This window comes from Pseudomonas sp. ADAK18, assembly GCF_012935695.1.
Taxonomy (GTDB): Bacteria; Pseudomonadota; Gammaproteobacteria; order Pseudomonadales; family Pseudomonadaceae; genus Aquipseudomonas.
Window position 1 is genome coordinate 5,119,844 of sequence record NZ_CP052859.1, and the last position, 15,822, is coordinate 5,135,665.

Annotated in this window: 12 protein-coding genes; 9 read left to right on the forward strand and 3 right to left on the reverse strand. The window is 59.6% G+C overall.

Annotated elements, in window-relative coordinates:
* Positions 1–6 precede the first annotated feature (6 nt).
* Complete coding sequence (locus tag HKK55_RS23225) at positions 7–1,167, forward strand: gamma-butyrobetaine dioxygenase (RefSeq protein WP_169356751.1); 1,161 nt, start codon at positions 7–9, stop codon at positions 1,165–1,167.
* Positions 1,168–1,439: 272 nt separating this feature from the next.
* Positions 1,440–1,703: a hypothetical protein gene (locus HKK55_RS23230; protein WP_169356752.1), complete on the forward strand. Its 264-nt coding sequence runs from the start codon at positions 1,440–1,442 to the stop codon at positions 1,701–1,703.
* 110 nt (positions 1,704–1,813) lie between these two features.
* Here the strand turns inward: HKK55_RS23230 and HKK55_RS23235 are convergent, their stop codons facing one another.
* Together HKK55_RS23235 and HKK55_RS23240 are read right to left on the reverse strand one after the other, a co-directional pair.
* Positions 1,814–2,917: a GlxA family transcriptional regulator gene (locus HKK55_RS23235; protein ID WP_169356753.1), complete on the reverse strand. Its 1,104-nt coding sequence runs from the start codon at positions 2,915–2,917 to the stop codon at positions 1,814–1,816.
* 546 nt (positions 2,918–3,463) lie between these two features.
* A complete protein-coding gene (locus tag HKK55_RS23240; RefSeq protein ID WP_169356754.1) occupies positions 3,464–4,840 on the reverse strand; it encodes an L-serine ammonia-lyase in 1,377 nt (458 codons plus the stop codon).
* 430 nt (positions 4,841–5,270) lie between these two features.
* Between HKK55_RS23240 and HKK55_RS23245 the strand changes: the two genes are divergently transcribed.
* The 3 genes from HKK55_RS23245 (at position 5,271) to choV (ending at position 8,306) form a co-directional block, all read left to right on the forward strand.
* Positions 5,271–6,218, forward strand: coding sequence for a choline ABC transporter substrate-binding protein (locus tag HKK55_RS23245; protein WP_169356755.1), 948 nt, complete (start codon positions 5,271–5,273; stop codon positions 6,216–6,218).
* Positions 6,219–6,285: 67 nt separating this feature from the next.
* Positions 6,286–7,131 carry a choline ABC transporter permease subunit gene (choW, locus tag HKK55_RS23250; protein ID WP_150295675.1) on the forward strand — a complete coding sequence of 282 codons (846 nt, stop codon included), beginning with the start codon at positions 6,286–6,288 and terminating at the stop codon, positions 7,129–7,131.
* Complete coding sequence (choV, locus tag HKK55_RS23255; RefSeq protein ID WP_169356756.1) at positions 7,128–8,306, forward strand: choline ABC transporter ATP-binding protein; 1,179 nt, start codon at positions 7,128–7,130, stop codon at positions 8,304–8,306. Before choW ends, choV begins: the two co-directional genes overlap by 4 nt.
* A gap of 150 nt (positions 8,307–8,456) precedes the next feature.
* Here the strand turns inward: choV and HKK55_RS23260 are convergent, their stop codons facing one another.
* Positions 8,457–10,454, reverse strand: coding sequence for a choline BCCT transporter BetT (locus HKK55_RS23260; RefSeq protein WP_169356757.1), 1,998 nt, complete (start codon positions 10,452–10,454; stop codon positions 8,457–8,459).
* A 320-nt stretch (positions 10,455–10,774) separates the two neighbouring features.
* Between HKK55_RS23260 and betI the strand changes: the two genes are divergently transcribed.
* The 4 genes from betI (at position 10,775) to HKK55_RS23280 (ending at position 15,818) form a co-directional block, all read left to right on the forward strand.
* Entirely contained in the window at positions 10,775–11,368 is a 594-nt protein-coding gene (gene betI, locus HKK55_RS23265; RefSeq protein ID WP_169356758.1) for a transcriptional regulator BetI, read from the forward strand.
* Positions 11,369–11,478: 110 nt separating this feature from the next.
* Positions 11,479–12,951, forward strand: coding sequence for a betaine-aldehyde dehydrogenase (gene betB / locus HKK55_RS23270; RefSeq protein ID WP_169356759.1), 1,473 nt, complete (start codon positions 11,479–11,481; stop codon positions 12,949–12,951).
* 193 nt (positions 12,952–13,144) lie between these two features.
* The gene (gene betA, locus HKK55_RS23275; RefSeq protein WP_169356760.1) at positions 13,145–14,848 is read left to right on the forward strand and encodes a choline dehydrogenase; all 1,704 of its coding nucleotides are present in this window, start codon (positions 13,145–13,147) and stop codon (positions 14,846–14,848) included.
* Positions 14,849–15,122: 274 nt separating this feature from the next.
* Complete coding sequence (locus HKK55_RS23280) at positions 15,123–15,818, forward strand: RraA family protein (RefSeq protein ID WP_155583795.1); 696 nt, start codon at positions 15,123–15,125, stop codon at positions 15,816–15,818.
* Positions 15,819–15,822 lie beyond the last annotated feature (4 nt).

Sequence of the window (15,822 nt, forward strand, 5' to 3'; positions counted from 1 at the left end):
ATCGCCATGCAAACTGCCGTCGCTGTTGCCGACTTCCGTACTTACCCATTGATCAGCGACCTGGCCGACGTGCAGGTGCACAGCGATCACCTCCAAGTGCAATGGGCCGATGGCCGGGTGAGCCCGTTCCATCACCAATGGCTGCGGGACAACTGCCCCTGCCCTTCGTGCGTCTACAACGTGACCCGCGAGCAGGTGTTGGAAATCGTCGATGTCGACGAGAACCTCACGGCTATCAGTGCCCGTATCGACCTGGGGGTTCTGAGTGTGCAGTGGAGCGGCGGTCATCACAGCCAGTACGATCCCGGCTGGCTGAGGGCCCACGCCTATGACGATGAATCCCGCGCCGAACGCCGGGCTGCCAAACCGAAATCCAAGCTCTGGGACCGCTCATTCGAGCTGCCTGTTTTTGAATACACAGCCTTGATGGAAGACCCCAATGCACTGCTGCAATGGCTGTTGGCATTACGCGACAGCGGCCTCACGCAAGTACGCGGCGTGCCCACCGAACCCGGCTCCCTGGCACTGATCGCCAAGCGTATTTCGTTCATCCGCGAGAGCAACTTCGGCGTGCTGTTCAACGTGCAATCCAAGGCCGACGCCGACAGCAACGCCTACACCGCGTTCAACCTGCCACTGCACAGCGATTTACCGACGAGAGAGCTGCAACCGGGGCTGCAATTTTTGCATTGCCTGGTGAATGACGCCGACGGTGGCGAGAGTATTTTTGTCGACGGTTTCGCCATTTCCCGGGCCCTGCGCGATGAGGATCCCGAAGCGTTTCGCGCCCTGTGTGAAATCCCGGTGGAGTTCCGCAACAAGGACCGCCACAGCGACTATCGCCGCCTGGCGCCGATCATTGCGCTGGATGCCGTGGGTGACGTCGCCGAGATCCGCATGGCCAACTTTCTGCGCGGGCCGTTTGAGACAAGCGTGGAACACATGCCGTTGTTGTATCGTGCCTATCGCCGGTTTATTGCGATGACCCGGGAAGAGCGCTTTCGCCTGGTCAAACGATTGAATCCCGGCGAACTGTGGTGCTTCGATAACCGGCGCACCTTGCATGCGCGCAACGCGTTTGACCCGGCGTCCGGCGCACGGCATTTCCAGGGCTGCTATATCGATCGGGATGAGTTGTTGTCCAGGATATTGGTATTGCAACGGTAGACCGAGTCGCCACACCTCCCACACAAAAAAAGCCCCGGTCCAGCCGTGACTGGATCGGGGCAGAGTGCTTTGTGTGAGCTGTGCATCCCGAGGGTGACCAAACCTTCAAGCTGCTTGCTTGAGTTCAGTGTGCCTACTCCGTCCCCAAACGAGTTAGCCGAAAACGACCTGTTCATAGGTGTCCCGGACATTCATGCATTCAGCGCTTGCCGACACAGTGATGGCCTACCAGAATCGACCTCATCACCGCTCCCCTAATAAGGATAAACGTCATGATGCACGCGGATTTGATTGACCAGGATGACCTGCTTGGCCAACTGCGGTCATTGGGTTTCGAAGTGTCCAGCGGCGCCACCGCCGAGCAGGCGTGTGAATGCGCGGTACGCGGCTTGAGTGAGTCGCGGGCCAAGGCGCTTAAAGGCATGGTCGAGCAGATGTATACCGGCAGAGCGACGATTTTGCCGGCGGTCAGGCAGGCGATTGATAAGCAGTTGTTGCCGGCGCTTGTGCAGTTTCGGCAGAACTCTGGCGCTTGATAAACCGCTTTCGCGAGCAAGTCGAATCGTCGCACCGCCGCTCCCACATTTTGATTTGTGAACACAGTCAAATGTGGGAGCTGGCTTGCCTGCGATGAAGACGACTCGGTCTAGAGCCTCACGCTAGCAAAAGTCGACTCATTACGCGCCTGGCTCAACGCCGACAACGGCCCAGACAACGGTGACAACACCAGCGCCTGCGGGATCGGCAACATCGCCACTTGCTGGGCAGTGTTGGAACCTACACGCTCATCCCGTGGCGGAATGCCGAAATATTCGCGGTAGCACTTGGAGAAGTGCGGCGTAGAGACAAACCCACACACCGACGCCACTTCGATGATCGACATCGGCGTTTGCTTGAGCAATTGCCGCGCGCGGATCAGGCGCAACTTGAGGTAGTAGCGCGACGGCGAACAGTGCAGGTATTTCTGGAACAACCGCTCCAACTGACGCCGGGAAACCGCGACGTACACCGCCAGTTCATCGAGGTCGATCGGCTCTTCCAGATTGGCTTCCATCAGCGCGACGATTTCCTGCAACTTCGGCTGGTTGGTGCCGAGCATATGCTTGAGCGGTACGCGCTGGTGATCCTGCTCATTGCGGATGCGTTCGTAGACAAACATCTCGGAGATGGCTGCCGACAATTCACGGCCGTGGTCGCGGCTGATCAGGTGCAGCATCATGTCCAGCGGTGCGGTGCCGCCCGAACTGGTGAAGCGGTTGCGGTCGAGGGTGAACAGGCGTGTGCTCATGGCCACGCGCGGGAAGGCTTCCTGCATCGACGCCAGGCATTCCCAGTGCACGCTGCAATCAAAACCGTCCAGCAAACCGGCACAGGCCAAGGCCCAACTGCCCGTGCACACCGCGCCGAGACGGCGAGACTGGCGCGCCTGGCTTTGCAACCAGGACACATGCTCGCGGGTGACGGTGCGCTGGATGCCCACGCCACCGCAGACAATCACGATGTCCAGGGCCGGGGCTTTGTGCATGGAGCAATCGGGAGTGATCTGCAGACCGTCGCTGGCCCATACCTGGTTTCCGTCGACACTCAAGGTCGTCCAACGGTACAGCTCGCGGCCGGACAACTGGTTGGCCATACGCAGCGGTTCGACTGCGGAGGCCAGGGAAATCAGCGTGAAATTGTCCAGCAGCAAAAAGCCGATGGATTGAGGCGCACGGTTCTGGGGTTGGGCCCCGGAGTTGAACGACGTCATCGCGGTATCTCCTCACACAAAGCGGGTGATGGCCTCAGGCGAGGCTCTTGTTATTGCACTCATCTTCTAAAGAGAGAGGCTTTTGATTGATAGAGCAAATGCCATGCCTAAAGTTGAATGCGCATTCAATAACTCCTGAAAACGACCTCATGACGCGTCTATATAAGCCCGCGCACGGAGTGCGGGATATGACCCGAAAAAGGCGCAGGAGAAAGCAGGCTCAAGGTGTGTGAGCAGTTCGGTAGCACTTGTGGGAAGGAGGAGAAACGACGTGGGAAAAGTCTGTCACCCAAAGCACGGTGGACGAGTGGTTGCGGAGACGAATCGTTTGGGAGCTACTTATCTAATTGCGACGCGCTAAAAGGTGGCGTGATTGGGGCAGGGTGTTCACTTTATGAGCAGTTACTCGTGGCGAGGGGGCTTGCCCCGTTGGGCTGCGAAGCAGCCCCAAAAAGATCGCTGAGTTTTTTCCGATAGACCGAGTTCGTAGATTTTAGGGCTGCTTCGCAGCCCAACGGGGGCAAGCCCCCTCGCCACAGGTGAAACTCAACACTCCACCGCACTCACCGCCAACCCACCCCGCGATGTCTCCTTGTACTTGTCGTGCATATCCGCCCCGGTGTCTCGCATGGTGCGGATCACCCGGTCCAACGAGATAAAGTGTTGGCCATCACCCCGCAACGCCATCTGCGCCGCGTTGATCGCTTTCACCGCCGCAATCGCATTACGCTCGATGCACGGCACTTGCACCAGCCCACCCACCGGGTCGCACGTCAGGCCAAGGTTGTGTTCCAGGCCAATCTCCGCCGCGTTGCACAACTGCTCCGGTGTGGCACCGAGAATTTCTGCCAGCCCAGCCGCCGCCATTGCACAGGCCGAACCGACTTCACCCTGGCAACCCACTTCAGCGCCGGAGATCGAAGCGTTCTTTTTACACAGAATGCCCACCGCTGCAGCGCTCAGGAAATAGTCGACGACGTTGGCTTCGGTCACCACTTCGCTGAACTTCATAAAGTAGTGCAATACCGCCGGGATAATCCCCGCCGCGCCATTGGTCGGCGCCGTGACCATGCGCCCGCCGGCGGCGTTTTCTTCATTCACCGCCAGGGCAAACAAATTGACCCACTCCATCGCGCTCAAGGTCGAGCCAATCACATTGGGTTTGCCCAGTTCCTGCAAGCTACGGTGCAACTTGGCGGCACGCCGACGCACATTGAGGCCACCCGGAAGAATGCCTTCGTGCTTGAGGCCCTGCTCGACGCAATCTTGCATGGCACGCCAAAGCTTCATCAGACCGCTGCGGATTTCTTCTTCCGAACGCCAGACTTTCTCATTGGCGAGCATCAGTTCGGCCACCCGCAGGTTGTGGGTCTGGCACAGGCTCAGCAACTCCACCGCACTGGAGAAATCGTAAGGCAGCTCGGTGCGATCCATATCCGCCACGCCGCTGTTGGCCTGGGCTTGATCCACCACAAAACCGCCACCTACTGAATAGTAGGTATCGCGGTGCAATTCACCGTCATCACCGAACACCACCAGGGTCATGGCGTTGGGATGAAATGGCAGGTTTTCGTCGATCAGGCGCATGTCCCGCGCCCACACAAACGGCACCGGCAAACGCCCGTCCAGTAATAAGGTATTGGTTTCACGCAGGGTCTCGATGCGGATGCCGATCTGCGACGGGTCAATCGCGTCCGGCCACTCGCCCATCAGGCCCATGATCGTCGCGTTGTCGCTGCCGTGACCGATGCCGGTCGCGGACAAAGAGCCATAGAGCTGAACTTCAACGCGCCGTACTTGTTCCAACACATCACGAACGCGCAGTCCTTGAACGAACAACGCCGCGGCGCGCATGGGCCCGACGGTGTGAGAACTGGAGGGACCGATGCCGATCTTGAACAGGTCGAAAACGCTGATAGCCATTACCGTGAAACTCCTCGATGAGCACAGGCCAAGCGCAATAGCGCCTGGTGGCGGAGCTGCTACGCTCAAGTCGCCCAGATGGCGGCATCATCAAGCTTTTGCTGCCCTCTGCGGCGTCTCACACCGACGCACCCATGCTTACCAGCGCCGCTCCTGTGCGATCGCACGTTCTGGGCGCTTTTTACGGTGCAGATCGGCAAAAAGTGCAGTTTTGCCTTTTAAAAAATCTGTAAGCGACGTCACCGACACTGGATACGACCATCCCTGTACTGGATACGACGCCCCCTGTAGGCGTCAGATTTTCACTGGTACATGATCAGTCTCGACTCGTTTGCAAAACACCCTGGCAGAGCTGTCATCGCACGCCCCAACCGCAACACCTATAAAGCGCGGTCAACCGCCGCCAGAAAAACATCAGGAGTCTACCCACATGAAAGGTTCCCCCACGTTGTTGTTGGCCGCCATGCTGAGTCTGCCAGTCCTGGCTCAAGCTGCAGAACCGGCTCAATGCAGTACCGTCAACTTCTCTGATGTTGGCTGGACAGACATTACCGTCACCACCGCCACCACCAGCGAAATCCTGAAAGGCCTCGGCTACAAACCCCGTACCACGATGATTTCCGTTCCGGTGACCTACAAATCGCTGGCCGACGGCAAGAACATGGACATCTTCCTCGGCAACTGGATGCCGACCATGGAAAACGACATCAAGCAGTACCGTGATGCCGGCACCGTGGAAACCGTGCGCGCCAACCTCGAGAACGCCAAATACACCCTGGCGGTGCCCGAAGCGCTGTACGACAAGGGCCTGAAAGACTTCGCCGATATCGTCAAATTCAAGGAAGAGCTGGGCGGCAAGATCTACGGCATCGAGCCAGGCAACGACGGCAACCGCACCATCCAGAGCGTGATCGACAAGAACCAGTTCGGCTTGAAAGACGCCGGTTTCAAGGTGGTCGAATCAAGCGAAGCCGGAATGCTCTCGCAGGTGGAACGCGCCACCAAACGCGGCCAGGCGATCGTGTTCCTGGGCTGGGAACCGCACCCGATGAACACCCGCTTCAAGATGAAGTACCTGACCGGGGGTGACGATTCATTCGGCCCCAACTACGGCCAGGCCACCATCTATACCAACACCCGCAAAGGCTACGTCCAGGAATGCAGCAACGTCGGCCAGTTGCTGAAAAACCTGTCGTTCACCTTGAACATGGAAAGCACCCTGATGGGTAACGTCCTTGACGACAAGATGAAGCCTGACGCTGCAGCCAAGGCCTGGCTGAAGAAGAACCCGCAAGTGCTCGACACCTGGCTCGCCGGTGTCACCACCATTGATGGCAAACCAGGGTTGGAGGCCGTGAAAGCTTACCTCGCCAAGTAACTGCTGACCCCGGGCCGGCTCGCTGGCCCGGGATGTTTTTCCTATTCGCATGTGGACATTCACTACCATGCTGACTGAACAGAAAATCCCACTAGGCCAGTACATCGCTGCCTTCGTCGAATGGTTGACCAAACACGGTGCCAACTACTTCGACGCAATCGCATCGACACTGGAAACGATGATCCACGGCGTGACGTTCGCGCTGACCTGGTTCAATCCACTGGCATTGATCGGTCTGATTGCGCTGCTGGCTCACTTTATTCAACGTAAATGGGGACTGACTGTTTTTGTCATCGCCTCCTTCCTGCTGATCCTCAACCTGGGTTACTGGCAGGAAACCATGGAGACCCTGGCGCAGGTGCTGTTTGCCACCCTGGTCTGCGTGGTCATCGGCGTGCCGCTGGGCATTGTTGCCGCGCACAAACCGATGTTCTACACCCTGATGCGGCCGGTGCTCGATCTGATGCAGACCGTACCGACCTTCGTCTACCTCATCCCTACCCTGACCCTCTTCGGGCTGGGTGTGGTGCCCGGTCTGATTTCCACGGTGGTGTTCGCGATTGCCGCGCCGATCCGCCTGACCTACCTGGGTATCCGTGATGTGCCGCAAGAGTTGATGGATGCCGGCAAGGCCTTTGGCTGCTCACGCCGTCAGTTGCTCTCGCGCATTGAACTGCCCCACGCCATGCCGAGCATCGCCGCCGGCATTACCCAATGCATCATGCTGTCGTTGTCGATGGTGGTAATCGCCGCCCTGGTGGGTGCCGATGGCCTCGGCAAGCCGGTGGTCAACGCACTGAACACCGCCGACATCGCCCTGGGCTTTGAAGCCGGCCTCGCGATCGTGTTGCTGGCCATCATGCTCGACCGTATCTGCAAACAACCCGACGCCAAAGTAGGGGGTGACGCATGAGCATCATTCGCTTCGATCAAGTCGACGTGGTGTTCTCCAAGGACCCGCGTGAAGCCCTGAAACTGCTCGACCAGGGCATGACCCGTGACCAGATCCTGAAAAAAACCGGGCAGATTGTCGGCGTTGAAAAGGCCAGCCTGGATATCGAGAAAGGCGAGATCTGCGTGCTGATGGGCCTGTCCGGCTCCGGCAAATCGAGCTTGCTGCGCTGCATCAACGGCTTAAATACCGTCAGCCGCGGGCAACTGTTCGTCGAGCACGAAGGCAAGCAGATCGACATTGCCTCTTGCTCCCCGGCCGAGCTGAAAATGATGCGCACCAAGCGCATCGCCATGGTCTTCCAGAAGTTTGCCCTGATGCCTTGGCTGACGGTGCGCGAGAACATCAGCTTTGGCCTGGAAATGCAGGGCCGGCCGGAGAAAGAGCGGCGCAAGCTGGTGGACGACAAACTGGAGCTGGTGGGCCTGGCCCAGTGGCGCAACAAAAAGCCCGACGAACTGTCCGGCGGCATGCAGCAGCGTGTGGGCCTGGCCCGTGCCCTGGCGATGGATGCCGATATTCTGCTGATGGACGAACCCTTCTCCGCACTCGACCCGCTGATCCGCCAAGGCCTGCAAGACGAATTGCTGGAGCTGCAAAACAAGCTGAGCAAGACCATCGTGTTCGTCAGCCACGACCTGGATGAAGCGCTGAAACTCGGTAGCCGCATCGCGATCATGAAAGACGGCCGGATCATCCAGTACAGCGTGCCGGAAGAGATCGTGCTGAACCCTGCCGATGACTATGTGCGCACCTTCGTGGCCCATACCAATCCGTTGAATGTGTTGTGCGGTCGCAGCCTGATGCGCACGCTGGACAAGTGCACGCGCGTTAACGGTTCGGTGTGCCTGGATCCAGGCGGCGACTCGTGGCTGGACCTGGCGGAAGGCAACACGATCAAGGGCGCGCGGCAAAACGGTTCAGCGTTGAACTTGCAGAACTGGATGCCTGGTCAGGCGGTGGAAGGCTTGGGCCGGGTACCGACGCTGGTGGACTCCAATATCGGCATGCGCGATGCATTGCAGATTCGCTATCAGACGGGGAACAAGCTGGTGTTGCATGACAACAACAAGGTGGTGGGGATACTCGGGGATAGCGAGTTGTATCACGCGTTGCTAGGCAAGAACCTGGGCTGATTAAGCACCGCAAAACAAATGTGGGAGCGGGCTTGCTCGCGAATGCGGTGTATCAGTGTCGGACGTACTGACTGACACTCCGCTTTCGCGAGCAAGCCCGCTCCCACATTGGATAGGCGGTGTCCTTGAGGACACCGCTCACATCAACACTCAGCTATAGACACGGCCAAGGAGCTGCCGATGGCTTTCAAACTGATCGAGCACGTCCCGGGTGATCTGCTCCTGGGTGAAGCCCATCAGGTCGTATTCCTGACTCCCGTTGTGCAGGTAAACCTCGGCGCGGTAGTAACGCGCGCGCTCCTCCTCAGCCTCAGCCGACTCACTCGGCGCCGCCAGGTAACCGTCCAGGCTCACCTCGTAGACAAACGGGTTGCCCTCTTCCATCTCGATTCGCAGGCCCATGCAGCGCTTGGATTTACCGAGCAAGGTCTGCACATCCAGCCCTTGGGCCCGCAACGCCATTGCCGCTTCTTCCAGCGCCGGCGTCACCTTCTTGTCCATAAAACGTTGCACAACTGCCTGAGTCGGTTGCAGGTCCTGCGCGGTCAGACGCTCACTGAAACCACGACGCCCACGCTCAGCCAACTGCGCTTGCTCCTGCTCGATCGCCACATCCTGGCGCATGGCCTTGTGCAAGCCGAACATAAACAGAATCAGCACCACCGAGAACGGCAGGCCGGCCAGCACCACCATGGTTTGCATGGCTTCGAAGTTACCGGCGAACAGAAGACCGATGGTCACCAGCGTGATCACCACCGACCAGAAAATCCGCAGCCAGTGCGGCGCATCTTCGTCAACGTTGCCGCCCTTGCAGGACAGGTTCGCCATCATCACCGCGCCGGAATCCGCCGGGGTCAGGAACAACACGAAGCCCACAAAGATCGACACACCAATAACAATCTTCGACGCCGGGTAATGCTCAAGCAGTTGGTAGATCGCCATGGACGGTTGTTCCAGGGCGGTCTTGCCCAGCTCCACCGCCCCATGGTTAAGCACCAGGTCCAAGGCCGAGTTGCCGAAGATCGACAGCCACGCCAGGGTGAAGCCCAACGGGATCAGCAGCACGCCGGCCACCAGTTCACGCACGGTGCGACCACGGGAAATACGCGCGATGAACATGCCTACGAATGGCGCCCAGGAAATCCACCAAGCCCAGTAGAACAGGGTCCACAGGCCCATCCAGCGCTCGGTCTTGTCGCCGTCGCCTTCATACACATAAAGGTCGAAGGTTTTCAGCACGATGCCGTTCAGGTAATCGCCGGTGTTCTGCACCAGGCCGTTAAGCAAATGCAGGGTGGGGCCGAACAACAACACGAAAATCAGCAAGCCGCTGAACAGCACAATGTTCAGGTTGGACAGGCGACGAATGCCGTTTTCCACACCCGACACGGCAGCGATGGTCGCCACGGTGCTCATCACGATGATCACGATCAGCAGGTTGGTGTTGCTGTGCTCCATGCCGAACAGGTTTTCCAACCCGGACGACACTTGCATCGAACCAATCCCCAGGTTCGTCACCAGGCCCAACAGCGTCACGAACATGCCGAAGCCGTCCACCGCATGACCGGCCGCGCCCTTGACCCAACGCTCGCCCACCAGCGGGTACAGCGCCGAACGCAGCGCCAGCGGTTGGTTATGACGGTAGGCAAAGTACGCTACGGCCAGGCCGACCAGCGCGTAGATCGCCCAGCCGTGCAGGCCCCAGTGCAGGAAGGTCAACTGCAACGCCTGACGTGCAGCGCCGTTGCTGGCGGCCGCGCCTTCAGGCGGGTTGAAGTAGTGGTCCAGCGGCTCGGACGCGCCGAAGTACAGCAGCGAAATGCCGATCCCCGACGAGAACAGCATGCCGGCCCAAGCGCCGTAGCTGAAGTCTGGGGTGTCGTCCTTGCTGCCCAGTTTCAATTTTCCATAGGACGAAAACGCCAGGCCGACCACAAACACCAGGTAGGCAGCGATAACCACCATGTAGTACCAGCCAAAGCTTTTCGACAACCAAGCCTGGGCCACGCCGAGCATCCTGCCAGCCTCCTGCGGGGCGATGATCAAAATCGCGGTCAACAACAGAATCAGCGCGGTGGAGGTGTAGAACACCCAACCGTTGACCCGCACCTTTTCTGGCGGGGTCTTTATAAGAGAGGCAGAACTCATGGCACAGATGCTCCGGGCAGTGCAGAGAAACGCAAGGCAGCGCTTGACCCGCGCCATCGATTTTTCGGCAGTCGACGGACGGGTGTTATAAAGACACCCCGAAAATTCCTGAACCCCACCGAAGCCGTGGCTTGGGCTGTTTCAAGGGTTTTTGCAGAGGTCAGATGTCGCCACATGCACGTAGGAAATACCTGTAGGCAGCGACCATTTGTCGCAGATCTTATTCTTTGTTGATTGAACGTTCAATCAAAACAAAATAGACTGGCCATCAAGCCGACGGACGTTTATCGCTCGCCGGCAGGCCTAAGGAGAGGTGCTACATGCCCAAGGTCGGTATGCAACCCATACGCCGCCAGCAGTTGATCGAAGCCACGTTGACGGCCATTGATCAGGTCGGAATGGGAGACGCCAGCATTGCGCTGATCGCCCGTTTGGCCGGTGTTTCGAATGGCATCATCAGTCACTACTTTCAGGACAAGAATGGCCTGATCGCCGCGACGATGCGGTACCTGATGAACGTCTTGATCGAGAACGTGCACGCACGTCGACACGCGTTGGAGGATGACAGCCCACGGGCGCACCTCCAGGTAATCATCGAAGGCAACTTCGACGCCAGCCAAGTCAACGGCCCGGCTATGAAAACCTGGCTGGCCTTCTGGGCCACCAGCATGCACCACCCGTCATTGCACAGGTTGCAGCGGATCAACGATCACCGTCTGTATTCCAACCTGTGCTGCCAGTTCCGCCGTGCGATGCCGCTCTCAGAGGCACGCAGCGCAGCCCGCGGGCTGGCGGCCCTGATCGACGGTTTGTGGTTGCGCGGCGCCCTGTCGGGAGACGCTTTCGACACGGAGCAGGCGCAGCGGATCGCTTACGAATACATGGATTTTCAATTGGCCAAGCAGGTGAGTTAGAGCACACATAAACGCTCAACCCCTGAACGGCTGCTGATCGGTGTTGCCAGAACCTTATGGCCCACCCCTCAGCGGTTAACGCCAACCACTTATGCACTTGCGAGGACTTTATGGCCCGTTTCGAACTGCAAAAACTCTACATTGACGGCGGCTACAGCGACGCTAGCAGCGATGCCACCTTCGAAGCCATCAACCCGGCTAACGGTGAAGTTCTCGCCAAAGTGCAACGTGCGACAAAAGAAGACGTTGAACGTGCTGTTGTCAGCGCCGAAAAAGGCCAGAAAATCTGGGCCGCCATGACCGCCATGGAGCGTTCGCGCATCCTGCGCCGCGCCGTGGAAATCCTGCGCGAGCGCAACGACGAACTGGCCGCCCTGGAAACCCTGGACACCGGTAAAGCGTTCTCCGAAACCAAGTATGTCGACATCGTTACCGGTGCTGACGTGCTGGAATACTACGCAGGCCTGGTGCCCGCCATCGAAGGCGAGCAGATCCCGCTGCGCACCACTTCTTTCGTCTACACCCGTCGCGAGCCTCTGGGCGTTGTGGCCGGTATCGGCGCATGGAACTACCCGATCCAGATCGCCCTGTGGAAATCCGCTCCAGCCCTGGCGGCCGGTAACGCGATGATCTTCAAGCCAAGCGAAGTGACGTCCCTGACCACCCTGAAACTGGCTGAGATCTACACCGCAGCCGGCGTTCCAGACGGCGTGTTCAACGTCCTGACCGGCAGCGGCCGTGAAGTCGGCACCTGGCTGACCGAGCACCCACGCATCGAAAAAATCTCCTTCACCGGCGGCACCGACACCGGCAAGAAGGTCATGGCCAGCGCTTCCGGCTCTTCCCTCAAAGACGTGACCATGGAACTGGGCGGCAAATCCCCGCTGATCATTTTCGACGACGCCGACCTCGATCGCGCCGCCGACACTGCGATGATGGCCAACTTCTACAGCTCCGGCCAGGTCTGCACCAACGGCACTCGCGTGTTCATTCCAAAGCACCTGCAAGCCGCCTTCGAAGCGAAGATCGTTGAACGCGTTGCACGCATCCGCGTCGGCAACCCGGAAGACGAGAACACCAACTTCGGCCCGCTGGTCAGCTTCGCCCACATGGAAAGCGTGCTCGGCTACATCGCCAAAGGTAAAGAAGAAGGCGCTCGCCTGCTGTGCGGCGGCGACCGTCTGACCGATGGCGACTTCGCCAAAGGCGCCTTCGTGGCACCGACCGTGTTCACCGACTGCACCGACGAGATGACCATCGTCCGTGAAGAAATCTTTGGCCCGGTGATGAGCATCCTCACCTACGAAACCGAAGAAGAAGTGATCCGCCGCGCCAACGACACCGACTTCGGTCTGGCTGCCGGCCTGGTCACCAAAGACCTGAACCGCGCCCACCGCGTGATTCATCAACTGGAAGCCGGTATCTGCTGGATCAACGCCTGGGGCGAGTCCGACGCCAAGATGCCAGTTGGCGGCTACAAGCAGTCGGGTGTTGGCCGTGAGAACGGCATCAGCTCGCTGAACAACTTCACCCGCATCAAATCGGTACAGGTTGAGCTCGGCGACTACGCCTCGGTGTTCTAAGACCCCTGAAATCCGGGGTGGCCAATGTGGCGAGCGGGCTTGCCCGCGTTGGGCTGCGTAGCGGCCCCATCCCAGACACTGCGATCTTTCAGACAGAACCCGAGCGCCGATTTTGCGACTGCTGTGCAGTCGAACGGGGGCAAGCCCCCTCGCCACAAAAGCGGCCTGACCACACTTTTAGAGGGTGCATTTAATGTCCCAAGAATACGACTACATCATTGTGGGTGCCGGCTCCGCCGGTAACACCCTGGCGACCCGTCTTACCGAAGACGAAGGCGTCACCGTCCTGCTGCTGGAAGCCGGCGGCCCGGACTACCGTCTAGACTTCCGTACCCAGATGCCGGCCGCCCTGGCCTTCCCGCTGCAAGGCCGCCGCTACAACTGGGCCTACGAAACCGATCCAGAGCCACACATGGACGGCCGCAAGATGGAATGCGGTCGCGGCAAGGGCCTGGGCGGTTCTTCGCTGATCAACGGCATGTGCTACATCCGTGGCAACGCCATGGACTACGACAACTGGTCGAAACTGCCTGGCCTGGAAGATTGGACCTACCTGGATTGCCTGCCGTATTTCCGCAAGGCCGAAACCCGCGACATCGGCCCGAACGACTACCACGGTGGCGAGGGCCCGGTCAGCGTGACCACGCCAAAAGCCGGCAACAACCCGCTGTTCCACGCCATGGTTGAAGCAGGCGTGCAAGCCGGTTACCCACGTACCGAAGACTTGAACGGTTACCAACAAGAAGGCTTCGGCCCGATGGACCGTACCGTGACGCCGAACGGCCGTCGCGCCAGCACCGCTCGCGGTTACCTGGACACCGCCAAGAAGCGTTCGACGCTGACCATCGTCACTCACGCCCTGACCGATAAAGTGCTGTTCGAAGGCAAGCGTGCCGTCGGCGTGCGTTACCTGATCGGTGCTGCCGAAGAGCGCGTTGAAGCCCGTGCCCGCAAGGAAGTCCTGGTGTGCAGCGGCGCTATCGCCTCGCCGCAGCTGCTGCAACGTTCGGGTGTAGGCCCGGCGAAACTGCTGGAAAGCCTCGACATCCCGGTGGTCCACGACCTGCCAGGCGTCGGTGAAAACCTGCAGGACCACCTGGAACTGTACCTGCAATACGCATGCACCCAGCCGGTGTCCTTGTACCCGTCACTGCTCTGGTACAACCAGCCGGCCATCGGTGCCGAGTGGCTGTTCAACGGCACCGGTATCGGCGCCAGCAACCAGTTCGAAGCGGGCGGTTTCATCCGCACCCGTGAAGAATTCGATTGGCCGAACATCCAGTACCACTTCCTGCCGGTCGCGATTAACTACAACGGCAGCAACGGCGTAAAAGAGCACGGTTTCCAGGCGCACATGGGCTCCATGCGTTCGCCTAGCCGTGGCCGCATCCAGTTGAAGTCGAAGAACCCACGGGACTACCCGAGCATCCTCTTCAACTACATGGCCACCGAGCAGGACTGGCAGGAATTCCGCGACGGCATCCGCCTGACCCGTGAAATCATGCAGCAGCCGGCGCTGGACGCTTTCCGTGGCCGCGAAATCAGCCCGGGCATCGACGTGCAGACCGACGAGCAACTGGACAAGTTTGTCCGCGAGCACGCCGAAACCGCGTTCCACCCGTCCTGCTCGTGCAAGATGGGCACCGACGAGATGGCCGTGGTTGATGCCGAAGGTCGCGTGCATGGCATGCAGGGTCTGCGTGTGGTCGATGCCTCGATCATGCCGATCATCACCACCGGTAACCTGAACGCACCGACGATCATGATCGCCGAGAAAATCGCCGACAAGATCCGTAACCGCAAGCCACTGCCGCGTAGCACCGCCGACTACTACGTCGCGGGTGAAGCGCCGGTACGCGGCAAGCCGTTGCGTGAAGTGAGCCGTACTGCGCAGTAACTGATACACCGCGTCGCCTGTATCGCAGGCAAGCCAGCTCCCACCTTTGACCACGTTCGCCAGAACAACTCGGTCAACTGTGGGAGCCGGGCTTGCCCGCGATGAGGCCCGACCAGACAGCAAAAGTCTTCCTGCATCACCCCCAGTAAACCCATCCCACACCGCCCCACCCTTGATCCCACCCCCCGCCCGGGCCTAATCTAGTCCCCGCGCAAACGTTTCACCTTCCTGCCCTATCGACACGCCGGCTTCTGCCTGGCCACGAGGCTTTCTCATGTTTGATGTCGTTTCTTCGAGCAAATGGCCTACCGGCTTCCTGATCAATCCCAACGTTGAACCCCTGGATCCAAAGTGGCTGAAGGAGTTCAGCAAGATCCCGGCTGCTGCCGTCAGCGATTGCCTGGGTCGTAACGTCGGTGGCCTGGGCCTCAAGTCCTTCCACGGCAATGCACCCATGCTCGGCAGTGCACTGACTGTGCGCGTGCGCCCGGGTGACAACCTGATGATTCTCAAAGCCATGCAAATGGCCCGTCCGGGCGATGTGCTGGTGATCGACGGCAGCGCCGACCTGACCCGCGCCGTGTTCGGCGGCATCATGCGCGCCATGGCCCTGAAAGCCGGCATCGTCGGCGTGGTGATCAACGGCGCCCTGCGCGACCTTGACGAATGGCAAACCGGTGAACTGCCGGCCTACGCCATCGGCGGCGTACACCGTGGCCCAAGCACCGACGGTGGCGGCGAGATCAACGTGCCGATCTCCTGTGCTGGCATGCTGGTCGCTCCGGGTGACCTGATGATTGGCGATGGCGACGGCGTGGTTGCCGCGTCCCGCAGTGAACTGCCAGAACTGCTGGTGCGCTGCCACGACCTACTGGCCCGTGAGAAGGCTACACTGGCGGCTATCGAAGCCGGCACATTGGACCCTGATCGTTTTGACGCGATCCTGCGCGCCAAGGGTTGCCCGGTCTAAAGTC

Coding starts and splice junctions, on each gene's coding strand:
- HKK55_RS23225 (WP_169356751.1), top strand. CDS start 7: ATGCAAACTGCCGTCGCTGTTGCCGACTTCCGTACTTACCCATTGATC.
- HKK55_RS23230 (WP_169356752.1), top strand. CDS start 1,440: ATGATGCACGCGGATTTGATTGACCAGGATGACCTGCTTGGCCAACTG.
- HKK55_RS23235 (WP_169356753.1), bottom strand. CDS start 2,917: ATGACGTCGTTCAACTCCGGGGCCCAACCCCAGAACCGTGCGCCTCAA.
- HKK55_RS23240 (WP_169356754.1), bottom strand. CDS start 4,840: ATGGCTATCAGCGTTTTCGACCTGTTCAAGATCGGCATCGGTCCCTCC.
- HKK55_RS23245 (WP_169356755.1), top strand. CDS start 5,271: ATGAAAGGTTCCCCCACGTTGTTGTTGGCCGCCATGCTGAGTCTGCCA.
- choW (WP_150295675.1), top strand. CDS start 6,286: ATGCTGACTGAACAGAAAATCCCACTAGGCCAGTACATCGCTGCCTTC.
- choV (WP_169356756.1), top strand. CDS start 7,128: ATGAGCATCATTCGCTTCGATCAAGTCGACGTGGTGTTCTCCAAGGAC.
- HKK55_RS23260 (WP_169356757.1), bottom strand. CDS start 10,454: ATGAGTTCTGCCTCTCTTATAAAGACCCCGCCAGAAAAGGTGCGGGTC.
- betI (WP_169356758.1), top strand. CDS start 10,775: ATGCCCAAGGTCGGTATGCAACCCATACGCCGCCAGCAGTTGATCGAA.
- betB (WP_169356759.1), top strand. CDS start 11,479: ATGGCCCGTTTCGAACTGCAAAAACTCTACATTGACGGCGGCTACAGC.
- betA (WP_169356760.1), top strand. CDS start 13,145: ATGTCCCAAGAATACGACTACATCATTGTGGGTGCCGGCTCCGCCGGT.
- HKK55_RS23280 (WP_155583795.1), top strand. CDS start 15,123: ATGTTTGATGTCGTTTCTTCGAGCAAATGGCCTACCGGCTTCCTGATC.